At 69.0% G+C, this 22,023-nt stretch carries 22 protein-coding genes and 1 pseudogene; 9 read left to right on the top strand and 14 right to left on the bottom strand.

Going from position 1 to position 22,023, the window contains the following annotated elements:
• Positions 1–12 precede the first annotated feature (12 nt).
• Positions 13–1,182, bottom strand: a complete 1,170-nt coding sequence (locus SZ55_RS16515; protein WP_044408436.1) for a YbfB/YjiJ family MFS transporter — start codon at positions 1,180–1,182, stop codon at positions 13–15.
• 105 nt (positions 1,183–1,287) lie between these two features.
• Between SZ55_RS16515 and ptrR the strand changes: the two genes are divergently transcribed.
• Entirely contained in the window at positions 1,288–2,160 is an 873-nt protein-coding gene (ptrR, locus tag SZ55_RS16510) for a putrescine utilization regulator PtrR (protein WP_044408434.1), read from the top strand.
• Positions 2,161–2,200: 40 nt separating this feature from the next.
• On the opposite strand, the gene SZ55_RS16505 is transcribed toward ptrR, so the two are convergent.
• A complete protein-coding gene (locus tag SZ55_RS16505) occupies positions 2,201–3,157 on the bottom strand; it encodes a GlxA family transcriptional regulator (protein ID WP_044408432.1) in 957 nt (318 codons plus the stop codon).
• Between the two features lie 122 nt (positions 3,158–3,279).
• Between SZ55_RS16505 and SZ55_RS16500 the strand changes: the two genes are divergently transcribed.
• The 5 genes from SZ55_RS16500 (at position 3,280) to SZ55_RS16490 (ending at position 6,494) form a co-directional block, all read left to right on the top strand.
• On the top strand, positions 3,280–3,912 hold the full coding sequence (locus tag SZ55_RS16500; RefSeq protein ID WP_232060868.1) for a cysteine hydrolase family protein: 633 nt from the start codon (positions 3,280–3,282) through the stop codon (positions 3,910–3,912).
• A gap of 120 nt (positions 3,913–4,032) precedes the next feature.
• Entirely contained in the window at positions 4,033–4,191 is a 159-nt protein-coding gene (locus SZ55_RS28315) for a hypothetical protein (RefSeq protein WP_160298844.1), read from the top strand.
• Between the two features lie 142 nt (positions 4,192–4,333).
• Positions 4,334–4,474, top strand: coding sequence for a PA1414 family protein (locus SZ55_RS28455; RefSeq protein WP_164707369.1), 141 nt, complete (start codon positions 4,334–4,336; stop codon positions 4,472–4,474).
• Positions 4,475–4,756: 282 nt separating this feature from the next.
• Complete coding sequence (gene sfnG, locus SZ55_RS16495; protein ID WP_044408427.1) at positions 4,757–5,860, top strand: dimethylsulfone monooxygenase SfnG; 1,104 nt, start codon at positions 4,757–4,759, stop codon at positions 5,858–5,860.
• A 103-nt stretch (positions 5,861–5,963) separates the two neighbouring features.
• Positions 5,964–6,494: a chalcone isomerase family protein gene (locus tag SZ55_RS16490; RefSeq protein ID WP_044408424.1), complete on the top strand. Its 531-nt coding sequence runs from the start codon at positions 5,964–5,966 to the stop codon at positions 6,492–6,494.
• Positions 6,495–6,640: 146 nt separating this feature from the next.
• Here the strand turns inward: SZ55_RS16490 and SZ55_RS16485 are convergent, their stop codons facing one another.
• A complete protein-coding gene (locus SZ55_RS16485) occupies positions 6,641–6,916 on the bottom strand; it encodes a metal/formaldehyde-sensitive transcriptional repressor (protein WP_044408421.1) in 276 nt (91 codons plus the stop codon).
• Positions 6,917–6,982: 66 nt separating this feature from the next.
• On the opposite strand from SZ55_RS16485, the gene dmeF reads away from it, so the two are divergent.
• Positions 6,983–8,002 (top strand): CDF family Co(II)/Ni(II) efflux transporter DmeF, encoded by a 1,020-nt coding sequence (dmeF, locus tag SZ55_RS16480; protein WP_044408418.1) that lies wholly within the window; start codon positions 6,983–6,985, stop codon positions 8,000–8,002.
• 9 nt (positions 8,003–8,011) lie between these two features.
• Here dmeF and SZ55_RS16475 read toward each other — a convergent pair whose 3' ends face one another.
• From SZ55_RS16475 to speB, 11 genes are all read right to left on the bottom strand, one after another.
• Positions 8,012–8,857, bottom strand: a complete 846-nt coding sequence (locus SZ55_RS16475; protein WP_044408415.1) for an amidohydrolase family protein — start codon at positions 8,855–8,857, stop codon at positions 8,012–8,014.
• Complete coding sequence (gene ssuD, locus SZ55_RS16470) at positions 8,854–9,984, bottom strand: FMNH2-dependent alkanesulfonate monooxygenase (protein ID WP_044408412.1); 1,131 nt, start codon at positions 9,982–9,984, stop codon at positions 8,854–8,856. Before ssuD ends, SZ55_RS16475 begins: the two co-directional genes overlap by 4 nt.
• A 74-nt stretch (positions 9,985–10,058) precedes the next feature.
• Positions 10,059–11,159, bottom strand: coding sequence for a sigma-54 interaction domain-containing protein (locus SZ55_RS16465; RefSeq protein WP_044408409.1), 1,101 nt, complete (start codon positions 11,157–11,159; stop codon positions 10,059–10,061).
• 9 nt (positions 11,160–11,168) lie between these two features.
• On the bottom strand, positions 11,169–12,356 hold the full coding sequence (locus SZ55_RS16460) for an acyl-CoA dehydrogenase family protein (RefSeq protein ID WP_044408406.1): 1,188 nt from the start codon (positions 12,354–12,356) through the stop codon (positions 11,169–11,171).
• A gap of 17 nt (positions 12,357–12,373) precedes the next feature.
• The gene (msuE, locus tag SZ55_RS16455; RefSeq protein ID WP_044408403.1) at positions 12,374–12,946 is read right to left on the bottom strand and encodes an FMN reductase; all 573 of its coding nucleotides are present in this window, start codon (positions 12,944–12,946) and stop codon (positions 12,374–12,376) included.
• Positions 12,947–13,272: 326 nt separating this feature from the next.
• Positions 13,273–13,998 (bottom strand): MBL fold metallo-hydrolase, encoded by a 726-nt coding sequence (locus SZ55_RS16450; protein ID WP_044408401.1) that lies wholly within the window; start codon positions 13,996–13,998, stop codon positions 13,273–13,275.
• A gap of 179 nt (positions 13,999–14,177) precedes the next feature.
• Positions 14,178–15,779 (bottom strand): 5-guanidino-2-oxopentanoate decarboxylase, encoded by a 1,602-nt coding sequence (locus SZ55_RS16445; protein WP_044408399.1) that lies wholly within the window; start codon positions 15,777–15,779, stop codon positions 14,178–14,180.
• Positions 15,780–15,877: 98 nt separating this feature from the next.
• The gene (locus tag SZ55_RS16440) at positions 15,878–17,266 is read right to left on the bottom strand and encodes a sodium:solute symporter (RefSeq protein ID WP_044408396.1); all 1,389 of its coding nucleotides are present in this window, start codon (positions 17,264–17,266) and stop codon (positions 15,878–15,880) included.
• A gap of 134 nt (positions 17,267–17,400) precedes the next feature.
• Positions 17,401–18,912 carry a purine-cytosine permease family protein gene (locus SZ55_RS16435; RefSeq protein WP_044408393.1) on the bottom strand — a complete coding sequence of 504 codons (1,512 nt, stop codon included), beginning with the start codon at positions 18,910–18,912 and terminating at the stop codon, positions 17,401–17,403.
• A 21-nt stretch (positions 18,913–18,933) separates the two neighbouring features.
• Positions 18,934–19,341, bottom strand: coding sequence for a nuclear transport factor 2 family protein (locus SZ55_RS16430; protein ID WP_044408390.1), 408 nt, complete (start codon positions 19,339–19,341; stop codon positions 18,934–18,936).
• Position 19,342: 1 nt separating this feature from the next.
• Complete coding sequence (gene speB, locus SZ55_RS16425; protein ID WP_044408387.1) at positions 19,343–20,302, bottom strand: agmatinase; 960 nt, start codon at positions 20,300–20,302, stop codon at positions 19,343–19,345.
• Between the two features lie 281 nt (positions 20,303–20,583).
• On the opposite strand from speB, the gene SZ55_RS16420 reads away from it, so the two are divergent.
• Positions 20,584–21,477 carry a LysR family transcriptional regulator gene (locus tag SZ55_RS16420; protein WP_044408384.1) on the top strand — a complete coding sequence of 298 codons (894 nt, stop codon included), beginning with the start codon at positions 20,584–20,586 and terminating at the stop codon, positions 21,475–21,477.
• Between the two features lie 149 nt (positions 21,478–21,626).
• Positions 21,627–21,938, top strand: a pseudogene (locus SZ55_RS29125) (PAS domain-containing protein); the annotation flags it as partial.
• Positions 21,939–22,023: the final 85 nt, after the last annotated feature.

Here is a 22,023-nt window from a genome sequence, read left to right as displayed (position 1 = left end):
GGGCCCTGCGGCTCAACCCCGGCACGTCGCAACGCTGTTCACCTTCACGGCTTCCCGCGCCTTCAGCATCAACCCGCCCGCCAGCAGCAGGGCGCCGGCGGCCAGCAGCAGGGCAGGGCGCAGGCCGCCGCTGAAGTGGCTGCTCAGGGCCGCCAGCAGCGGGCCACTGAGCTGGCCGAGGGCGAAGCCGGCAGTCAGCAGGCCGACGTTGCGGGCGTGGCCCTGGGGGTCGATTTCCCGCGCTCGCTGCATCACCAGCAACATGCTGGCGAGGAAGGGCGCACCGCACAGCACCACGCCCAGGGCCAGCCCGGTCATGCCCGGGAACAGGCAGGCCAGCACGCCAAGCGCCTGCAGCCACAGCGCCCCCACCAGCCAGCGACCGGTGCTGCCCATGCCGGGGCGGCGCAGGCTTACCAGCAGCACCCCCAGGGTCGCCACCAGGCCGAAGGCCGGCCAGAACAGGTCTGCCTGCCAGTGCCCGTGGAACTGGCTGGCGGCCATCTGCGAAAGGAAGGTGGCCGGCAGGATGTAGCCCATCCCCACCAGGCTGTAGGCCACCAGCAGCGGGTAGAAGGCCGCCGGACGCGGCCCGGCCTGCATCGCGCCAGTCGCCGAGGCGGCACGCGGACGCGGCAGCAACGGGTGGGCGATGGCCGCCAGCACCAGCGCCACGCTGCCGAAGGCCAGCCAGGCCTGGGCCGAACCCGCTCCTTGCAGGTTCAGGCCGAGGGCGATGAGGCCAGTGAGGATCACCCCCAGGCTGGGCCCGGTGAAGATCAGCCCGCCCAGGCGCGGCCGTCCGGCGTCTGCCGCCACCTGGGCGGCCAGGCCGGTCACCACCACCAGCACCCAGGCGCTGGTGACGCCAGCGGCGAAGCGCAACAGGGCATGGGCCCAGAAGCCTTCGGCCCAGGCCGAGGCCAGGGTGATCGCCACGCCCACCCAGAGCCCGCCGAACAGGCGTCGGCGGGCACGCTGGGCGGTGGTGGCGCGCAGGGCGTCCAGCGCACCCACCAGGTAGCCGAGGTAGTTGGCGGCGGCTACCAGGCCGGCGGCGGTGAGGTCCACCTGGCCTTCGGCGATCAGGTGCGGCAGCTGCGGGGTCAGGGCGAAGCGGCCGATCCCCATGGCGGCGATGAGGGCCAGGAGACTGGCGAGGATGCGGATCGAGGGGGCCATGGCAGGGCTCCATGCAGGACATCGGAAGACCATGCTAGGGCGTTGCGGTGTTCATAAAAAACGAATAATAAAGAACAACTCATTCAGCAAAAGAGAATGCATGCCATGGAATTCAGCCAGTTGCGCATCTTCCAGGCGGTGGCCGAATCCGGCTCCATCGCCCGCGCGGCGGAGCGCCTCAACCGGGTGCCGTCGAACCTCTCCACGCGGCTGCGGCAACTGGAGGAGCAGTTGGGCGTGGACCTGTTCCTGCGGGAGCGCCAGCGCTTGCAGCTATCGGCCTCGGGCAAGGTGCTGCTGGGCTATGCCGAGCGGCTGTTCGCCCTGCAGGCCGAGGCGGAGGCGGCGATCAAGGTCGGCGAGCCGGCGGGGGACTTCCTCATCGGCTCGATGTACAGCACGGCGGCCATCCACCTGCCGCCGATGCTGGCGCGCTACCACCGGGCCTGGCCGGCAGTGAACCTGCAGGTGCAGACGCAGCCCAGCGGCGAACTGGTGGAGGGGCTGGTGGCCGGTCGACTGGACGCGGCGCTGGTGGACGGCCCGCTGGAATACGCCGACCTGGACGGCATCCCGCTGTTCGACGAGGCGCTGGTGCTGATCACCGCCCTCGGCCATGGGCCGGTGGCCAGCGCGGCGGACGTGGCAGGGGCGGCGGTCTACACCTTTCGCTCGCGCTGCTCCTACCGCAAGCGCCTGGAGCGCTGGTTCGCCGAGTCGCGGGTGGCCATGGGCCGGGTGATGGAGATCGAGTCCTACCACAGCATGCTGGCCTGCGTGGTGGCCGGTGGCGGGGTGGCGCTGATGCCGCGCTCCATGTTGCAGAGCATGCCGGGGCGCGAGGCGGTGACGATTCACCCGCTGGCCGAACCCTTCGCCACCGCCACCACCTGGCTGATGTGGCGCAAGGGCATGCTGGGGGCGAACCTGAAGGCCTGGATCGAGCTGATGGACCTGCAGCCCAAACCCCAGGCGTGACCGTAGCCCGGGCTTCAGCCCGGGGATGCCGGCCGCGCTGCTACGAAGCGCTCCCCTGGAAGCTCTGTCGCCAGGCCGACGGCGAGACGCCGAAGTGACGACCGAAGTGGTGCCGCAGGGAGGCGGGCGAGCCGAAGCCGGCGAGGGTGGCGATCTGCTCCACGCTCTGGTCGGTGTTCTCCAGCAGGCGCTGGGTCAGGGCCAGGCGCTCGGCCAGCAGCCAGTCGCCCAGGGTGGTGCCGGTGAGCTGGCGGAAGTGCCGGGTGAAGCTGCGCCGGCTCATCAGCGCGCGCTCGGCCAGGCTGTCCAGGCTGTGGGGTTCGCGCAGGTTGGCGCGCACCCAGTCGAGCAGCCCGGCGAGGCGGTCATCGCGGGCGCTGGCGGGCAGCGGCTGTTCGATGAACTGCGCCTGGCCACCCTTGCGGTGGGGCGCCACCACCAGCAACCGGGCCACGCGGTTGGCCCGTTCGGCGCCGCAGTGCTGGCGCAGCAGGTGCAGACAGCAGTCGAGCCCGGCGGCGGTGCCGGCGGAGGTGAGCAGGTTGCCGGCTTCCAGGTAGAGCACGTCCGGGTCCACGTCGACGGCCGGGTAGCGGGCGCTGAAGTCCCGCGCCCAGGCCCAGTGGGTGGTGGCGCGCTGGCCGTCGAGCAGCCCGGTTTCGGCCAGCACGTAGGCCCCCAGGCACAGCCCCACCAGGCGGGCGCCGCGCTGGTGGGCGGCGAGCAGTGCATCCAGCAGGGGCTGCGGCGGGCGTTCGTCGGGGTCGCGCCAACTGGGGACGATCACCGTGTGGGCGTCCTCCAGGGCCTCCAGGCCGTGGCTGACGCTGATCTGGAAACCGGCGCTGGTGCGCAGCGGGCCGTCTTCCGCCGCGCAGACGCGCAGCTCGAAGGGCGGCGCATCGGGCTGCATCTCGCCGAATACCAGGCAGGGCACGGACAGGTGGAAGGGGCTGATGTGGTCGAAGGCGACCACGGCGATCACGGGGGCTGGCATGGAGGGGCTCCGGTTGGCTTGGCCCGATCTTAGCGGAACTTGGCAACTGGGCCGCTCGTGCGTCGCAGGGGGGCTGGCCAACAATCCTCGCCACCTTCACTGCCTGAGCTTGCGAGGAGCCCCTGATGTCCCAGTCCCCGAAACGCGCCCTGATCGTCATCGACGTGCAGAACGAGTACTTCAACGGCAGCCTGCTGATCGAGTACCCGCCGGTGAGCCAGTCGCTGCCCAACATCACCCGCGCCATGGATGCGGCCCACGCTGCCGGCATCCCGGTGGTGGTGGTGCGGCACCTGACCCCGGAAGGCACGCCGATCTTCGCCCGTGGCAGCGCCACCGCCGAACTGCACCCGGAGATCGCCCGTCGCCCCCATGACCTGCTGGTGGACAAGGAGGAGGCCAGCGCCCTGTACGGCACCGGCCTGGGTGACTGGCTGCGTGCCCGTGGCGTGGACACCCTCACGGTGGTCGGCTACATGACCCACCACTGCGACGACTCCACGGTGCGCCAGGCTGCCCACGAGGGCTGGACAGTGGAGCTGCTGAACGACGCCACCGGCTCGCTGCCCTACGCCAACGCCGCCGGTTCGGTCACCGCCGAGGAGATCCATCGGGTGGTCACCGTGGTGCTGCATGCCGGCTTCGGCGCCGTGGCCAGCACTCAGGACTGGCTGGCGGCGGTGGAGGCGGGCCGGGCGCTGGAGCCGGACAACATCCTGGCGTCCAACCAGCGCGCGGTGGCGGCGCGCGGCTGACCCTGCGGTGGCGACCGTCCGTCAGGTCGGTGGCCGTTCAGCGTCGGTGAAAAATGCTTGAACCCTTGCCCGTGGTGCCGGTCGATCCTGTGTTGCTCCCTGACCTCGAAGGACTGACCCATGGGCGAGCCCAACCCCCTCAATGTGCTGTTCAGCGCAGTGGCCGTGCTGTTCCTGGCCATCATCATGGCCGGCTACGCGCGCGGCGAACCGTTCCCTGGCCCGTTTCCCGCCGCGTGCTGTGGCGCCGAGGCGGTTCCGTCCGGCGGGCTCCGTTAGTCGGCTTCCTACGCTGGCCGCTCCTGGCGTCTGACCGGCTCCTGTAAATTTTGATTCAGCGCAGTTCGCCCTTTCCGGGGCAGGTCTACGCTGTAATTGGCAGCGGAATCCTTCCGCCGCCTGTCCTGATGAGGAGGGGACCATGAAAGCTTGGCTGAGCCGTTTCGCCTGGCAGTTGTCCGTGACCCTTGGGCTGATCGAGCGCCCGCGCCTGCAACCCATCCCTGTCCGCAGTGACGAGCAGCGTCGCCTGGCCGAGGCCCGGCGCCAGCGCCGTCCGTGAACCTGGCGCGGGGCGTTCTGCCCGCGCCGTCATGACCTGACCCAGCCACCCCCGGCGCCTTCGCGCCGGGCGGCTGCCTGCGTGTGGCTGACGGCCGAAAGGCTGTTGGTCGGGCAACAGTGCATCAGCAGGTTGTCCTCGTCCGGGCAGCCATCCGTTGTCTGCCGATTGATACAACTCTTTGTTCGGAAAGGCTTTTTTCTCCTGGCATGGTTGCTGCTGAAGACCTTGTGCAACTGGCCGCCGGTGCGGCCATCCGTCCGTTCGCACAGGAGAGAAGCCATGAGCCAGCAACCGATCAAGTTCGCCTACTGGGTCCCCAACGTCAGCGGCGGCCTCGTCGTCAGCACCATCGAGCAGCGCACCCGCTGGGACATCGACTACAACCGCACCCTGGCCCGCACGGCCGAGGCGGCCGGCTTCGAGTACGCGCTGTCGCAGATCCGCTTCACCGCCGGCTATGGCGCCGAGTACCAGCACGAGTCGGTGGCCATCAGTCATGCACTGCTGGCGGCGACCGACAAGCTCAAGGTGATCGCGGCCATCCTGCCGGGGCCCTGGAACCCGACCCTGGCGGCCAAGCAGCTGGCGACCATCGACCAGCTCACCGGCGGGCGCATCGCCATCAACGTTGTGTCCGGCTGGTTCCGGGGCGAATTCCACGCCATCGGCGAGCCCTGGCTGGACCACGACGAACGCTACCGCCGCTCCGAGGAGTTCATCCGCGCGCTGAAGGGCATCTGGACCGAGGACAGCTTCACCTTCAACGGCGATTTCTACCGCTTCCGCGACTACAGCCTGAAGCCCAAGCCGCTGCAGCAACCGCACCCGGAAATCTTCCAGGGCGGCAGTTCGCGAGCCGCGCGGGACATGGCGGCCCGGGTGTCGGACTGGTACTTCACCAACGGCAACACGGTGGAGGGGATCAAGGCCCAGGTGGACGACATCCGCGCCAAGGCCGCCGCCAACGGGCACAGCGTGAAGATCGGGGTGAACGCCTTCATCATCGCTCGCGATACCGAGGAGGAGGCCCGCGCGGTGCTGCAGGAGATCATCGACAAGGCCAACCCCGAGGCAGTCAACGCCTTCGGTGCCGAGGTGAAGCACGCCGGCGCGGCCAGCCCGGAGCACGAAGGCAACTGGGCCAAGTCCACCTTCGAGGACCTGGTGCAGTACAACGACGGCTTCAAGACCAACCTGATCGGGACGCCCCGGCAGATCGCCGAGCGCATCCTCGCCCTCAAGGCCGTGGGGGTGGACCTGATCCTCTCCGGCTTCCTGCACTTCCAGGAGGAGGTGGAGTACTTCGGCCAGCACGTGCTGCCACTGGTTCGCGAGCTGGAGGCCGAGGCCGCCGCCGAGCGCGAGTCCAGGGCCGTGGCCTGATCACAGGGCGGCGGCGCCGGGAGGCGCTGCCGCGTTGATCGGTTGTTCTTGTACAAATAGTCAGTTTGTACAATATTGGCCGTCACCTAACCGGAGTGACGCCATGCATCCTTTCTTTCGCCGGGCCGTGCTGGCCTGCTGCCTGTTGACTGCCACCGGCCTGGCCCAGGCCGACTGGCGCCAAGCCCTGCCCGAGGCGCGCCTGGTGGGCAGTGCGGACTACAGCTTCTTCGGCTTCCGCCTCTACAGCGCCCGCCTGTGGTCGCCAACGGCGCCGCTGGCGGCGGACGCGCCGTTCGCCCTGGAGCTCACCTACCACCGCACTATCGAGCGCGATGACCTGGTGGCCGCCAGCCTCAAGGAAATCCGCCGGACGGCGGGGGATCGGGTCAGCGAGGCGCAGTTGCAGGCCTGGGCCGAGCAGATGCGCCAGGCCTTCGTCGACGTGGAGCCGGGGCAGCGCATCACCGGGGTGTTCCTGCCGGGGCAGGGCGCGCGCTTCTACTTCGGCGACCGGCTCACCCACGCCGTCGACGACCGCGCCTTCGCCCGGGCCTTCTTCGACATCTGGCTCTCGCCCCGCACCCGCGAGCCGGAGCGTCGCGAGGAACTACTGGGCCTCGCCTCGCGCTAAGCCCTAGGCCTTATACGAAAAGTGCCTGCGCTCGGTGATGCTGCGTTGAAAACGCTCTCAGAATGCTCATTTACAGCGCGTAAACTGCGCTTCTTCGAACGTTTTCGCCTTGCCTGACCTTCGCTCGACGACTTTTCGTACAGGCCCTAGCGCATGTAGGAGCGCAGCAGCGTCGCGATCTGTTCCACCTCCACCTGGCGCTGCTCGGCGCTGAGGCTGTCATCACCGAGGTGATCCCGGATGTGGCCCTCCATCACCTCGGCCATCAACCCGTTCACCGCCCCGCGGATGGCGGCGATCTGCTGCAGGATCGCCAGGCAGTCCCGTTCCTCTTCCAGTGCGGTTTCCAGGGCGCCGGCCTGGCCCTTGATCTTGCGGATGCGGGTCAGCAATTGCTTCTTGCCCTTGAGCGTGTGGGCCATGGTGATCCTCTCTGCTAGGTATACTGGGGTATAGTATGCATCTCACCGATACGGAGCATGATAGCCATGGCCGCCCAGCATCCGGAACACTGGCAACACACCCACCACTTTCACCAGGGCAACCTCGGGGCCGAGCGGCGGACCCGGCTGGCGGTCTGGCTGACGGCGGTGATGATGGTCGCGGAGATCGCCGGGGGTTGGTACTTCAACTCCATGGCGCTGCTGGCGGACGGCTGGCACATGAGCTCCCACGCCTTGGCGCTGGGGCTTTCGCTGCTGGCCTATGCGGTGGCCCGGCGCCTGGCGCAGGACCGGCGCTTCGCCTTCGGCACCTGGAAGATCGAGGTGCTGGGCGGGTACTCCAGCGCCATCCTGCTGCTGGGCGTGGCGGGGTTGATGGCGGTGCAGTCGGCCGAGCGGCTGTGGGCGCCGGGGGCGATCCACTATGACGAAGCCATCGCCATCGCCGCCATCGGCCTTGGCGTCAACCTGCTCTGCGCCTGGCTGCTGAAGGACGCGCCCCATGACCACGGCCACCCGGGTCACGACCATCACCATCATCATCACCACGACCACGACCACGACCACGACCACGACCACGACCATGGCAATGCCCATGCCCATGCCCATGCCCATGCCCATGCCCATGCCCACCAGGACCTCAACCTGCGCTCGGCCTACCTGCACGTGATCGCCGACGCGGCCACCTCGGTGCTGGCGATCATCGCGTTGCTGGCCGGCAAGTACTGGGGCGCCGCCTGGCTGGATCCGGCGATGGGCCTGGTGGGGGCGGTGCTGGTGGGGATGTGGGCCAAGGGCCTGCTGCGCGACAGCGCGCGGGTGCTGCTGGATGCGGAGATGGATGCGCCGCTGGTGGAGGAGGTGCGCGAGGTGGTGGCGGGCCTGCCGGTTCCGGCGGCGATCACCGACCTGCACCTGTGGCGTGTCGGCCAGGCCCAGTACGCCTGCGTGCTGGGCCTGGCGACGTCCGGCGAGCTGGCGCCCGACCAGGTCCGGGCGGCCCTGGCCGTGCACGAGGAGCTGGCGCACGTGACCGTGGAGATCAACCACGTGCTGCCAGCCTGAGGCGCCGGCTCAGAGGTTGAACAGGCGCGCGGCGTTGCCGTGGAAGAACTTCTCCAGCACCTCGTCCCGCAGGCCCAGGCGCTGGGCATCCTCGATGCTCTGGCGGATCGGCCGGAAGGTGTAGGACGAGCCGAACAGCAACTGGTCGGCGAGGAAGCCGTTGGCCGCCTGCACGTAGCCTTCGCTGCCGGGCAGGAACAGGTACATGTCCGGCACCAGGTGGATGTTCGGGTAGCGGAAGGCCACGCCCAGGGCTTGCTGCACGTTGGGCCAGCAGCCGTGGTAGACCACGATGGGCAACTGCGGGAAGGCCCGGGCCACGGCTGCCAGGCGGCCGGGGTCGTTGTAGGCCGGGTCCGGCGTGGTCGGCCCGCTCATCAGGAACAGCGGGATGCCGCGCGCCTGCAGGTGCTCGTAGAGCGGCCAGTACAGCGGATCGTCCGGGTGCCGGGCGGGGTCGCCGAACCCCGGCTCCAGGTCGATGCCGGCCAGGCCCAGCTGGTCCACCGCGCGGTCCACCTCTGCCAGCGCCGCGTCGATGCCCTGCAGGGCCGGCTCCACCGAACCGATGCCGATCAGTGCCTCGTGCCCCTGGACGATGGCCTGGATGCGTTCGTTGGGCAGATGCTGGGAGGGGGTATGCCGACCCACCACCACGGCGCGGTACAGCCCGGCGTCGCGCACCTCGGCGAGGAAGCCCTCGGGCGTGAGCGAGCGCTCGAAGTGGTTGTCCGCGCCCCGCGTGCCCACGCGGCGGTTCAGCCAGCGGGCCGTGTCATGTTCCGGCGTGCCCGGCGCCCCGCCGAAGAAGGGGTGCAGGTAGGCCGGGCGGCAGCGCATGTCGATGATCTTCACGCGACTTTCTCCTTGCCGGCGCGAATGTCGAAGGCGCCGCCGGTGAAGGCACCGTCCACCGTGACCTTGCCCTTGCCGGGCAGCAGCGGGAACACCAGCTCGGCGAAGCGGTAGGCCTCTTCCAGGTGCGGGTAGCCGGACAGCACGAAGCTGTCCACGCCCAGCTGCGCATACTCCAGCAGGCGCGCAGCCACCGTCTCGGGGTCGCCCACCAGGGCGGTGCCGGCGCCGCCGCGTACCAGGCCGACGCCGGCCCAGAGGTTGGGCGCCACTTCCAGCTTGTTGCGGTCGCCGCCGTGCAGCGCGGCCATGCGTCGCTGGCCTTCGGAGTCCATCCGCGCGTAGTTGGCCTGGGCGGCCGCGATGGTGGCGTCGTCCAGGTGGCTGATCAGCTCGTCGGCGGCAGCCCAGGCGGCGGCGTTGGTCTCCCGCACGATCACGTGCAGGCGCACGCCGAAGCGCACGCTGCGGCCATGGCGAGCGGCGCGGGCGCGTACGTCGGCGATCTTCTCGGCGACGGCCGCCGGTGGCTCGCCCCAGGTCAGGTAGGCATCCACGTGCTTGGCCGCCAGCTCGTGGGCGGCGGGGGAGGAGCCACCGAAGTACAGCGGCGGGTAGGGCTGCTGCACCGGCGGGAAGAAGTTCTGCGCGCCCTTGACCTTGAGGTGCTGGCCGTCGAAGTCCACCGTTTCGCCCTGCAGCAGGCGTCGCCAGATGCTGAGGAACTCGTCGGAGGCGGCGTAGCGCTCGTCGTGGGCGAGGAACACGCCGTCGGCCTCCAGCTCGGTGGCGTCGCCGCCGGGTACCACGTTGAGCAGCAGGCGCCCGCCGCTGGCCTGGTCCAGGGTGGCGGCCTGGCGGGCCGAGGCGGTGGGGTTGCCGAGGGAGGTGCGCAGGGCCACCAGCAGCTTGATGCGCTGGGTCACCGGCACCAGGCTAGCGGCGGTCACCCAGGGGTCCAGGCAGCTGGCGCCGGTGGGGATCAGCAGGCCGTCGTAGCCCAGTTGGTCCGCCGCCACGGCGATCTGCCGCATGTAGGCATTGGTGGCCGGGCGGCCGCTGGCGGAGTGGCCCAGGTAGCGGGTGTCGCCGGAAGTCGGCAGGAACCAGAAGATATCCAGACTCATGGTGTTGTCCTCGTTGCCATCGTCGTTGCCCGTCAGGGCGTTGGGTGCACGCGTGGCGTCGTTGTCGTTGGAATTCAGATCGACAGGTTGATGACCCGTCCGCCCTGGGCGCTCTGGGCCGGTCGGCGCTTGTTCACCACCAGCTCGCCGATGCGGATGAGGTGCGCGCGGGTGATGTTGCGCGACAGCCCCAGCAGGCTGGCGGTGTGCACCTGGTTGTGGTGGCAGAAGCGGTAGGCGGCGCGCAGCAGGGCGTCCTCGACCTTCTCGTGGAGGGCGCCGCTCTGCTCCTCGAACAGGCGCTCGAAGGCCCGCAGCAGCAGGTCGTCGGCGCTTTCCTCGCGGGGCCGGCTGTCGTCCGGGCGCTCGATGCGCAGGTTGGACAGGTGCAGGTCCTCGGCGCGGATCAGCTTGTCGCGGCAGATCAGCAGGGTGTGGTGGATGACGTTTTCCAGCTCGCGGATGTTGCCCGGCCAGTCGTAGCTGGCCAGCCGGCGGGCGGCGTCCTCGCTGAGGGTGACGTCGCTGTAGCCCAGGCGCCGGCTGTACTCGGCGACGAAGTGACGGGCCAGCGGCAGGATGTCGCCGGGCCGCTCGCGCAGCGGGTGCAGCTGCAGGCTGACCACATTCAGCCGGTAGTAGAGGTCCTCGCGGAAGTGCCCGGCGTTGATGGCCTTCTCCAGGTGCACGTTGGTGGCCGCCAGCACCCGCACGTTGATGGGGATGCTCTTGCGTGAGCCGAGGCGGACCACTTCGCGCTCCTGCAGCACGCGCAGCAGCTTGACCTGGATGGGCATCGGCAGGTCGCCGATCTCGTCGAGGAACAGCGTCCCGCCGTTGGCCTCCTCGAACCACCCGGCCTTGGCGGCCAGGGCGCCGGTGAAGGCACCTTTCTCGTGGCCGAACAGCTCGGCCTCCACCAGGGATTCGGAGAAGGCGCCGCAGTTCACCGCGACGAAGGGGCCGTTGCGCCGGCCGCTGAGGTTGTGCACGTGGCGCGCGACCAGCTCCTTGCCCGTTCCGGTCTCGCCGATGATCAGCACGCTCGCCTCGCTGGGGGCGACCTGTTGCAGGTGGGCGAGCAGGGCCTGGGAGCGCGGGTCTTCGAAGACCTGTGCGGTCGCCCGGATCGAGGTGGCCAGTGTCGGGGACGGGGGGAGGGTCAGCAGGTGCATGGGCTTGCCTTACGAGTAGAAGGACGGAGTGGGGCGCGTGCCGTTGAGCGCCCAGTCGCCCAGCTCGTGGATGCGGTAGTCCACGGGGTCGTGCAGCGTCTGGGTGCGCAGGTTGCGCCAGTGCCGGTCGAAGCGCAGGGAGGCGTGGGTGGCCCGGGCGCCGGTGACTTCGAACAGGCGGTTGCAGATGTCGAGGCCGTTGCGGGTCGCCGCGACCTTGGCGGTGCCGATGGCCAGGGCCAGGCGCGCGCGCTCCTCGGCGCTCAGGGCGTGTTCCTTGGCCCAGGCCGCGTCCAGCTGCTCGGCGGCGCGCTCCACCAGCAGGCGGGTGCTCTCCAGGCCGACCCAGAATTCGCCGTAGTGGCGCAGGACGTACGGGTCCTCGCCGCTGTGGCGGGCGCTGGAACGGAACCAGGGGCGGCTCTCGTGCAGGGTGTACTGGCGGGCCTCGTCGAAGGCGCCTTCGGCAATGCCGAGGAACAGGTTGGCGAAGTGCAGCTGGGCGATCAGCGGGCGCAGGCAGGCGAACGGCGTGCTCAGCGGGCCCGGGTCGAGCAGCAGTTCGTGCTGCTCCACGCGCACCCGCTCGAAGGTGGCGCTGCCGCTGTCGGTCTGGCGCTGGCCGATGTTGTCCCAGTCGCCGTGCAGGGTGATGCCGGTGCGCCCGCTGGGGATGGCGGCGATCAGCAGCTTGCCGCCGTTGCCTTCGTCGACGGCGGAGGCGATCAGCATCTCGGAGTCGCTGGCGCCGGAGCAGAAGCTCTTCTTGCCGGAGAACTCGCACCAGCCGTCGAAGCGCTTGACCAGGGTGCGGGTGTCCAGGGGGTTGAGGGCATTGCCCCAGAACCAGTTCTTGCGGGCGGTCTGTTCGAACCAGGGTTGCCATTGCTCGGGCCGCGAGAACAGCCGCACGGTGGCGAGCATCAGGTGCTGGAAGCCGAACACGTGGGCGATGGAACTGTCGACCCGGGCGAATTCGCGGGTGACGGCCAGGGTTTCGCTCCAGCTGGCGCCGAGGCCGCCGTACTGGCGGGGAATGGCCAGGCCCAGCAGACCGCTGGCACGCAGCGCGTCGCGTTCGGCCTTGGGCGTGCCGCCTTGGGCGTCGCGCTCGACGGCGCTTTCGGCGAACTGCGCGGCGAGCTGGCGGGCGCTCAGCAGCGGGTCGAGGACGGTGGTTTGCGGATGGGCGCTCATGGTGTCGTCCCGCTGGCTCAGGCGATCTTGCGCAGCGGGCGGCTGCCGGCGGCGGTGCTGTGCAGCAGGTCGGCGGCGCGTTCGGCGGCCAGCTCGATGCGGGCCTGCAGCGGGGCGCTGGTGATGCGGTAGTCCTGGAAGTCGGCCTCGCTGGCGTAGACACCGATGGGCAGGGTCAGGGCCTGGAAGAAGCTGAACAGCGGGCGCAGCTGGTGATCCAGCACCAGGGCGTGGCGTTCGCTGCCGCCGGTGGCGGCCAGCAGCACCGGGGTGTCGATCAGGGCGTTCAGGTCGATGAGGTCGAACAGGTGCTTGAACTGGCCGGGGTAGGAGCCGCGGTACACCGGTGCGGCCACCACCAGCAGGTCGGCCTCCTCAATGGCGCGCAGTTGCGCTTCCACGTCGTCCGGCAGTTCCTTGCGGGACAGGGCGCCGCCGACGGGGCGGGCGATGTCGCCCAGTTCGATGATGCGGGCGTTGAACTCCAGGCGTTCGCCCAGGGCGGCGACCAGGGCTTCGGTGAGCACCAGGGTGCGGGACGGGCGGTAGGCTCCACCGGAGACGGCGACGACGTTGAGGGCAGTGCTCATGGTTGGTGTTCCTTTGGCGTGCTGTGGGAGCCAGGGTTCAGCAAGTCCCGTTCCAGTTCGGTAAAGCGTTGTTTATCAATGAGTTGGAAGGCCATGGCGCTGGGCGGTGCTGCTGCCAGGCCAGCGAACTGTTGATGCGCTGTTGCCTGGCGGGCAGTGGAGCGGCTGTTGCCCGGCGGACAGTGGCGGCCTGCTGAAGCCGTTTTAGGCGCTGCGTCTTATTCTGTGAAGGAATTTGAATAAATATTCTTATTCAAATAAGGGATAAGCCAGGCGTGGCGGGCCGCCGAGGGCGGGTCGGGCGCCAGGACGGCGCCCGGGCAGGATCAATCGTGTTGCGCGAACCAGTCGTCGATCAGCGTATTCAGGCGCTCGCCGGAGAAGCTGGGGAAGTGGCCGCCGTGGACGGTACGCACCGGCAGCTCGCGCAGACGCGCCAGGCTGCGGGCGTAGTCGTCGAGGTTGGAGTGGTAGGCGTCCTCGATCAGCGGGCCGTCGTAGATGATGTCGCCGCTGAACAGGGTGCCGGTGCGGGCCTCCCAGAGGCTGATGCCGCCGGGGGAATGACCGGGGGTGTGCAGCACCTCCAGCACGCGGTCGCCCAGGTCGAGGACGTCGCCTTCCTCGATCAGCCGGGTGGCCGGGGCCGCCTTGACCCGGTACTCGGCGTAGCACAGCGGGCAGTCGGGGTGGGCTTCGAACATGGCGTCGTCGACGAAGGCGCGGGCCAGGGTGTTGTCGCCGTCGGGACGGGCGAGGATGTCGGCCTCGGCGGGGTGCACCAGGCGTTCGTCGAACTCGTGGTGGCCGGCGATGTGGTCGAAATGGGTGTGGCTGGCCACGGCCAGCAGCGGGCGCTGGGTGAGCCAGGGCAGCTGTTCGCGCAGGCTGACCAGGCCGGAGCCGGAGTCCACCAGCACGTCGCGGTCGCGCCCCTGGATGTGCCAGAGGTTGCAGCGGTAGAAGGGCCGCACGTAGGGCTCGCTGATGAGGCTGACGCCGTCGTAGAGGTGCTCCACCTCGAACCAGCGGTCTCGGCTGACGATTTTCATCGGAGGCTCCTTTGTTGTGGTTGTGGGCGCAGCATACCTGGCGGCGCCCCGCCGCACCTGCAGGGGCGACTTCCGATCCGTAGCCCGGGCTTCAGCCCGGGGGTTGCGGGTTGAAGCGTCCCGGACTGAAGTCCGGGCTACGGTCTGGCAGGGCGCTGGCCCGGGCTACGGGGTTGGGTTCACGGGGCGAAGGGCGGGGCTTCGGCCACTTCGATGATCAGCGGGCGGTCCTCCGGGGCGTTGCGCAGCAGCTCCTGCAGGTGGGCGTGGTCGCGGGCTTTCTCGGCCTGGCAGCCGAAGCCGCGGGCGATGGTGATGAAGTCCGGGGTGTGGATGTCCACGCCGAGCGGGGTGATGTCGCGGCGCTCCATGTAGCGCTTGATCTCGCCGTAGCCCTGGTTGTTCCACAGCAGGACGATGACCCCGACCCGCGCTTCGACGGCGCTGGCCAGTTCCGGCAGGGTGAACTGGATGCCGCCGTCGCCCATCAGGCTGATCACCGGGCGCCCCGGTTCGGCCAGCTTGGCGCCGATGGCCGCCGGCAGGCCGTAGCCGAGGGTGCCGTAGCCGGTGGAGGCGTTGAACCAGCGGCGGGCGCCGTCCAGCTCCACCAGGTGGTTGCCGCTGTAGACGGTCTGGGTCGAGTCACCGACGAAGCGCGCGTCGGGCAGCACCTCGAGGATGCAATCGAACAACCGACGGTAATGCTCCCAGCCGGCGAAGCCTTCGGCCAGTTGTGCGCGGGCTTCGGCGGCGCGACGGGCGCCGGGGCTGTTGGCGTCGGCCTGGCGCGGCGGCAGCTCGGCCAGCAGCACGCGCATGGCCTGGCGGGCATCGCAGTGGATGGCCATGGCCGGGGCGTGGTTGCGCACCAGTTGCTGGGCGTCGATGTCGATGCGGATCAGCTCGCCGCCGATGCGGAAACCGCCGTCGAACACCACGTCGTAGTCGGTCTCGCCCAGCTCGGTGCCGATGGCCAGCACCAGGTCGGCGTCGGCGGCCAGCTGGCGCACCGGCACCAGGGACTGGTTGCTGCCCAGCAGCAGCGGGTGGTCGCCGGGGAGCAGGCCCTTGGCGTTGATGGTCTGCGCGGTGGGGGCGTCGAGGGCGGTGGCCAGGGCGCGGGCCTCCACCTGGGCTTCGACGCAACCGCCGCCCAGCAGCAGGAGCGGTCGTTGGGCGGCGCGCAGGCGCTGGGCGGCCTCGCGCAGCTGCGCCAGGGGCGCGGCAGGACGCGGCAGGCGCACGCGGGGGCGCAGCTCCAGGTGGTCGGCGGGGGCGGTGATGATGTCCAGCGGCAGCTCGATGTGCACCGGGCGCGGACGCTGGCCGTCGAACACGGCGAAGGCGCGGGCCAGCACGGCGGGCAGTTCGTCGACGCTCATGAGGGTGTGGCTGAAGGCGGCGACGCCGGCCACCAGGCCGCGCTGGTCCGGCAGTTCGTGCAGGTAGCCGTTGCCGAGGCCGAGGCGATGGCGCTCGTTGACGCTGGAGATCACCAGCATGGGGATGGAGTCGGCGTAGGCCTGGCCCATGGCGGTGAGGATGTTGGTCATGCCCGGGCCGGTGATGATGAAGCACACGCCGGGCTTGCCGGTGACGCGGGCGTAGCCGTCGGCCATGAAGCCTGCGCCCTGTTCGTGGCGCGGGGTGACGTGGCGGATGCGACTGCCGGGCAGGCCACGGTAGAGCTCGACGGTGTGCACGCCGGGGATGCCGAACACGGTGTCGACGCCCCAGGCTTCCAGTTGCTTGACGAGGAATTCACCGCAGGTGGTCATGGCAGGTTCCTTGTTGGGCTGGGTGTAAAACGAGCCCGGCAGGGTGGCCTGCCGGGCTCAGAAGGGTCACGGGAGTGGGCCGCGACCAGTCGGGAAGATCAGGCCAGGCTGGTGTGGCTGGCCGGGCGACGGGTCACCAGGCTGATGACCACGAAGCTCACCAGGCCGACCGCCAGGCTGTAGTAGATCGGGGTGTTGGCGTCCAGGCCGTCCTTGAACATGAAGCCCAGCACGGTGAGGAAGCCCAGGGTCATGCTGGCGATGGCGCCGGCGGTGGTGGCGCGCTTCCAGTAGATGGCACCGATCAGCGGAACCAGCATGCCGCCCACCAGCAGGTTGTAGGCCACGGTCAGGGCGCTGATCACGTCGCTCACCACCAGGGCAATGCCGAGCATGGCCACGCCCAGCAGCAGGGTGGCGATGCGGTTTTCATGCACGTCGCCGTTGCCGCTGGTGCGGCCGCCGCGCAGCAGCGGCAGCAGGTCCTGGGTGATGGTGGTGGAGGCGGCCAGCAGGCCGGCGCTGGCGGTGGACATCAGCGCGGCCAGGGCGGCGGCGATCACCAGGCCACGGATGCCGTTGGGCAGGCTGTGCTCGACGACGCTGGCGAAGGCGTTGTTGACGTTCTCCAGGTCCGGCAGCAGCACCTTGGCGGCCATGCCGATGAGGGCACCGGCCAGGCCGTAGAGCACGCAGTAGAGGCCGGCGGCGGTGCCGGCCACCTTGGCCACGCCTTCGCTGCGGGCGGTGAACACGCGCTGCCAGATGTCCTGGCCGATGAAGATGCCGAAGAAGTAGATCAGGAAGTAGGTGACGATGGTGTCCCAGCCGATGGCGGTGAAATCGAAGTAGCGCGCCGGCAGCTTCTCCACCAGGGCGTTCCAGCCGCCGGCGTCGGCGATGGACATGGGCATCAGCAGGAACACCAGGCCGACGGTCATGATCAGGAACTGCACGATGTCGGTGAGGGTCAGCGACCACATGCCGCCGATGGTGGAGTAGAGCACCACCACACCGCCGCCGACGAGGATGGCGACCCAGAACGGCAGGCCGAACAGCACCTGCATGACGGTGCCGATGGCGATGGTGGAGGTGGCGCCGATCATCAGCGCGTACACCAGCATGATCACCGCGCTGGACTGGCGGGCGGCCGGGTTGTAGCGGCGCTCCAGTACCTGGGTGACGGTGTAGATCTTCAGCTTCAGCAGCGGTTTGGCGAGGAACAGGCTGAGACCGACGATGCCCAAGCCGATGGCGCCGCAGAGCCAGAAGCCGGAGATGCCGTGGACATAGCCCAGGCGCACGGTGCCGATGGTGGAGGCGCCGCCGAGGACGGTGGCAGCCATGGTGCCGAGGTAGAAACCCGGGCCGAGGTTGCGCCCGGCGACCAGGTAGTCGTCACGGGTCTTGGCGCGACGCATGCCATACCAGCCGAGGGCCAGCATGCCAGCGGCGTAGAGCAGTACGACGAAGATATCCAGGGCCATAAGATCAGCTCTCTCTTTCTCATTGTTGTAGTCCGGACGGGCATCCGGGGACGTGCGTAGCCGCGCGGCGTTGCCGCGTGGCCGGTCCATTCATCGCAAGGATCGGGGCCGTCCGGGCCCCGGTGGGTTCAGGGTCAGGCGGCCTCGGCCCGCAGGGGCGCGACGCTGCGTTTCAGGCGCACCCAGCGCGGGCCGCGCGGACCGTACACCTCGGCCGGCTCGGGGAACAGGTTGAGCAGCGCCAGGTAGAGCAGGGCGGCCATGCCGAGGGTGACCGGCAGGCTGACGTCGATGCCGCCGGCCAGTTCGCCCAGCGGGCCGACGAACTGTCCCGGCAGGTTGACGAAGCACAGGCCCACCAGCGCGCTGGGGATCCAGGCGCCCATGCCGCGCCAGTTCCAGCCGTTGTGGAACCAGTAGCGGCCGCCGGTCTCGCCACGGGTGAAGACCTGCAGGTCGTCCGGGCAGTAGAAGCCGCGGCGGATCACCAGGCCGAGGATCATGATCACCATCCAGGGGCTGGTGCAGGTGATTATCAGCACGGCGAAGGTGGACACGCTCTGCACCAGGTTGAAGGCGAAGCGGCCGATGAAGATGAAGGCGATGGACATCAGCCCGATCATCACCGTGGCCTGCACGCGGTTGAGCAGGCGCGGGAACACCGAGGACATGTCCAGGCCGGTGCCGTACAGCGAGGTGGTGCCGGTGGACATGCCGCCGATCACCGCGATCAGGCACACCGGCAGGAAGAACCAGGTCGGCGAGACGGCCAGCAGGCCGCCGACGTAGTTGTTCTGGGCGATGTAGTCCGGCGCCTGGACGGCGACGATGGTGGCGGTGACCAGGCCGAAGAAGAACGGGATCAGCGTGGCCAGCTGGGCGCCGATCACCGCCGCCATGATGCGGCCCTTGCTCGCCTCGCGGGGGATGTAGCGCGCCCAGTCGCCGAGGAAGGCGCCGAAGGACACCGGGTTGCTCATGGCCAGCAGGGCGGCGCCGATGAAGGCGGCCCAGAAGCCCGGGCTGCCCAGTTGCACGGAGCCGGCGTAGCTGGCGTCGAAGGGCCCGGCGAAGGCGAAGATGCCCAGCAGGAACAGCGCGCTGGCGCTCCACACCGCGACCTTGTTGACCCACAGCAGGAAGCGGAAGCCGTAGATGCACACCGTCAGGACCAGCACGGCGAACAGGCCGTAGGCCAGGCCCAGGGTCAGGTCGGTTTCCGGCAGGCCCATCAGGCGCTTGGCGCCGCCGATGAGGGCATCGCCCGAGCTCCACACCGAGAGGGAGAAGAAGGCGATGGCGGTGAGCAGCGAGAGGAACGAGCCGACGATCCGCCCGTGGACGCCGAAGTGGGCGCCGGAGGAGACCGCGTTGTTGGTGCCGTTGAGCGGGCCGAACAGGCCCATCGGCGCGAGGATCAGCGAGCCGACCACGACGCCCAGCAGGATGGCCCACACGCCGGCCTGGAAGGACAGGCCGAAGAGTACGGGGAAGCTGCCGAGCACGGCGGTGGCGAAGGTGTTGGCGCCGCCGAAGATCATGCGGAACAGATCGATCGGTCCGGCGTTGCGCTCGTGGTCCGGGATCTGTTCGACCCCGAATGTCTCGATGCGCGTCAGGCTGTGTTCATTGTTGTTGTTATGCATGTTCATCTCCCGGGGAACGCGTCAGGTTGGGGGCAGATGGTCCGGCATGGCCGACAGGTGTTCATGGCAGGCGAGCCATGGGGCGTTTTCTTGTTCTTGGCGGAAGACGATGGTCTCCCGTTCCAGGCTGTCCACGGTTTCGCCGCCCAGCAGCAGGCGGGTGGCGACGTCGTGGGTGAAGATGGCCACCGGGCCCAGCAGGCTCAGGTGGCGGTTGCTGGAGCGGCATTCGAGCACCCGCAGCCCGTCGCGCTGCCAGCCGTCCCAGACCGCGCGGTAGGCCGCGCGGCTCTCCAGCACACCGGGGGTGGTGTGGAAGATGAAGGTGGCGTCTTCGCTGAAGGCGGCGAAGTAGGCCTCGGTGTCGTTGCGGGCGAAGGCCGCCACCAGGGCATCGGCGGCCTCCAGGACCTGGCGGCGGGCGTCCATGTCAGCGACGCTCCACGCCGGGCAGGATGCAGAGCATCTCGTACAGCAGGTTGGCCGCCAGCAGCGAGGTGTTGCCGGTGGTGTCGTAAGGCGGGGAGACCTCCACCAGGTCGCAGCCGATGATGTCCAGGCCCTGGCAGCCACGGATGATCTCCATCGCCTGGATGGTGGTCAGGCCGCCGATCTCCGGGGTGCCGGTGCCGGGCGCCCAGGCCGGGTCGATGCCGTCGATGTCGAAGGACAGGTACACCGGGCCGCCGCCGACCTTCTCGCGCACCTCGGCCATCAGTGGTTCGAGGGACTTGTGCCAGCACTCTTCGGCCTGCACCACGCGGAAGCCCTGCTTGCGGCTCCAGTTGAAGTCCTCGGCGGTGTAGCCCTGGGCGCGCAGGCCGATCTGCACCACGCGGTCGCAATCGAGCAGGTCCTCTTCCACCGCGCGGCGGAAGGTGGTGCCGTGGGCGATCTTCTCGCCGAACATGTGATCGTTGACGTCGGCGTGGGCGTCGATGTGCACCAGGCCCACCTTGCCGTGCTTCTTCTTGATGGCCCGCAGGATCGGCAGGGTGATGGTGTGGTCGCCGCCCAGGGTCAGCGGCAGGATGCCGTGGCCGAGGATGCGGTCGTATTCCTGCTCGATGATGCGCACGGCGTCCAGCAGGTTGAAGGTGTTGATGGCGACGTCGCCGATGTCGGCCACGTTCAGCGAGTCGAACGGGGCGGCGCCGGTGGCCATGTTGTAGGGGCGGATCATCACCGACTCGGCGCGGATCTCGCGGGGGCCGAAGCGGGTGCCGGAGCGCAGCGAGGTGCCGATGTCCAGCGGCACGCCGACGAAGGCGGCGTCGAGGGCGTCGAGCTCGGCAGGGGTCTGGATGTGGGGAAGGCGAAGCATGGTGGCGATGCCGCCGAAACGGGGCATTTCATTGCCGCCCAGGGGCTGGTGGAGTTTTTTGTCCACGGGGTGGCCTCACGGTTGTTGTGGTTGTCGTGGGGCGATTCTGGTGAGTGGGCAGCGGGGGAAGAATCCCCACGGGCAAATAATCACTTCAAGGATTTCTAAACTATCCGCAACGGGTAGACTGCGCCGATCTGTCGCAGTAGCACCGTTGTGGTGGGAGCGGATTCATCCGCGAAACGCCGCGAAGCGGCGCCTGGCGGCGGATTGGCGGGCCTGTGGCCCGCATCGCGAATGAATTCGCTCCCACGGAGCCCTGTCGTCGATAGTTTTGCCGGAGCCCTATGTCCAACACCCTTCCCGACCTCAAGCTGCTGCGTGTGTTCGCTGCCGTGGTACGCCACCAGGGCTTCGCCGCCGCGCAGCAGGAGCTGAACCTGTCCACCTCGGCCATCAGCACCTACATGAGCCAGCTGGAGGCGCACCTGGGCATCACCCTGTGCCACCGGGGGCGGGGCGGTTTCAGCCTGACCAGCAAGGGCGAGCTGTTCCACCAGGAGGCGTTGCGCCTGCTGGGCGAGCTGGAGAGCTTCGAGCGCTACTCGGCCTCGCTGAAGGGAGAGCTGCGGGGGACGCTCAACCTGGGGGTGCTGGACTCCACCGTCAGCGACCCGGCGTTGCCCCTGGCGGAGGTGATCGGCGCCTACAGCCGCGAACACCCCGGCGTGCACCTGCACCTGTCGGTGATGAGCCCCTACGACCTGCAGCTGGGGGTGCTGGACAACCGCCTGGACCTGGCCATCGGGGCCTTCTCCACGCGCATGAACGGCCTGGCCTACCAGCCGCTGTACCGCGAGCAGCACTGGCTCTACTGCAGCGACCGGCATTCGCTGTTCAGCGACCGGCGCATCCCGGCGGAGGTCATCACCCAGCAGCGCATGGTCGGCCGGGGCTACTGGAGCCAGGCGGAACTGGCGCGGCACGGCTTCAAGCACAGCGCGGCGACGGTGGAGTCGATGGAGGCGCAGCTGATCCTGGTGCTCTCCGGCGCCTACATCGGCTACCTGCCTGAGCACTACGCCCAGCCCTGGGTGGACCAGCAGCGCCTGCGTGCGCTGTCGCCGGCGACCTTCGGCTACCAGGCGCCGTTCTCGATGATCCTGCGTCGCGGGCGGGCGCGGGAGCCCCTGATCGTCACCTTCCGTGACCTGCTGCGGGCCCAGCTGAACCTGCGCTGAACGCCCCATCACCTCCAGCCCGACGGGTGTTGAGCCACGTCAAAAGATTCGTGCGTCGCCTCTGGCGGCGCGCCATCACTGTGCTAGACCGTTATTCAAGGGTGATGTGACAAGCCCGCCGCGTTCCAACCACCAGAGAACGTCAACCGATGCGCCAGAACCTCCCCGTGACGCAACGAGAGCGCACTTTTTCTCCTAGCGAGCGTTTGATCTCTACCACCGATCTCAGCAGCAAGATCACCTATTGCAACGACGCCTTCGTGGAAATCAGTGGTTTTTCACGCGAGGAGCTGGTGGGCCAACCCCACAACGTCGTGCGCCACCCGGATATGCCGCCGGCGGTGTTCGCGCACATGTGGGACACCCTCAAGCAGGGCAAGCCGTGGATGGGGCTGGTGAAGAACCGCTCCAAGAACGGCGATTTCTACTGGGTCAGCGCCTACGTCACCCCGGTCTACGAGGGGGGCAGAGTTGTGGGCTACGAGTCGGTGCGCTCGGTGCCGACCCGTGACCAGGTGCGCCGTGCCGATGCCCTCTATGCGCGGC

Origin of the sequence: Pseudomonas sp. FeS53a (assembly GCF_000931385.1) — a bacterium.
Taxonomy (GTDB): Bacteria; Pseudomonadota; Gammaproteobacteria; order Pseudomonadales; family Pseudomonadaceae; genus Metapseudomonas; species Metapseudomonas otitidis.
This window is presented reverse-complemented; position numbering and strand designations above follow the sequence as displayed.

Coding starts and splice junctions, on each gene's coding strand:
- SZ55_RS16490 (WP_044408424.1), top strand. CDS start 5,964: ATGCATCCTTTCTTTCGCCGGGCCGTGCTGGCCTGCTGCCTGTTGACT.
- SZ55_RS16505 (WP_044408432.1), bottom strand. CDS start 3,157: ATGCCAGCCCCCGTGATCGCCGTGGTCGCCTTCGACCACATCAGCCCC.
- SZ55_RS28315 (WP_160298844.1), top strand. CDS start 4,033: ATGGGCGAGCCCAACCCCCTCAATGTGCTGTTCAGCGCAGTGGCCGTG.
- SZ55_RS16515 (WP_044408436.1), bottom strand. CDS start 1,182: ATGGCCCCCTCGATCCGCATCCTCGCCAGTCTCCTGGCCCTCATCGCC.
- SZ55_RS16445 (WP_044408399.1), bottom strand. CDS start 15,779: ATGACCACCTGCGGTGAATTCCTCGTCAAGCAACTGGAAGCCTGGGGC.
- SZ55_RS16430 (WP_044408390.1), bottom strand. CDS start 19,341: ATGGACGCCCGCCGCCAGGTCCTGGAGGCCGCCGATGCCCTGGTGGCG.
- dmeF (WP_044408418.1), top strand. CDS start 6,983: ATGGCCGCCCAGCATCCGGAACACTGGCAACACACCCACCACTTTCAC.
- SZ55_RS16460 (WP_044408406.1), bottom strand. CDS start 12,356: ATGAGCGCCCATCCGCAAACCACCGTCCTCGACCCGCTGCTGAGCGCC.
- SZ55_RS16465 (WP_044408409.1), bottom strand. CDS start 11,159: ATGCACCTGCTGACCCTCCCCCCGTCCCCGACACTGGCCACCTCGATC.
- SZ55_RS16450 (WP_044408401.1), bottom strand. CDS start 13,998: ATGAAAATCGTCAGCCGAGACCGCTGGTTCGAGGTGGAGCACCTCTAC.
- SZ55_RS16485 (WP_044408421.1), bottom strand. CDS start 6,916: ATGGCCCACACGCTCAAGGGCAAGAAGCAATTGCTGACCCGCATCCGC.
- SZ55_RS28455 (WP_164707369.1), top strand. CDS start 4,334: ATGAAAGCTTGGCTGAGCCGTTTCGCCTGGCAGTTGTCCGTGACCCTT.
- ssuD (WP_044408412.1), bottom strand. CDS start 9,984: ATGAGTCTGGATATCTTCTGGTTCCTGCCGACTTCCGGCGACACCCGC.
- SZ55_RS16420 (WP_044408384.1), top strand. CDS start 20,584: ATGTCCAACACCCTTCCCGACCTCAAGCTGCTGCGTGTGTTCGCTGCC.
- SZ55_RS16440 (WP_044408396.1), bottom strand. CDS start 17,266: ATGGCCCTGGATATCTTCGTCGTACTGCTCTACGCCGCTGGCATGCTG.
- SZ55_RS16435 (WP_044408393.1), bottom strand. CDS start 18,912: ATGCATAACAACAACAATGAACACAGCCTGACGCGCATCGAGACATTC.
- msuE (WP_044408403.1), bottom strand. CDS start 12,946: ATGAGCACTGCCCTCAACGTCGTCGCCGTCTCCGGTGGAGCCTACCGC.
- sfnG (WP_044408427.1), top strand. CDS start 4,757: ATGAGCCAGCAACCGATCAAGTTCGCCTACTGGGTCCCCAACGTCAGC.
- ptrR (WP_044408434.1), top strand. CDS start 1,288: ATGGAATTCAGCCAGTTGCGCATCTTCCAGGCGGTGGCCGAATCCGGC.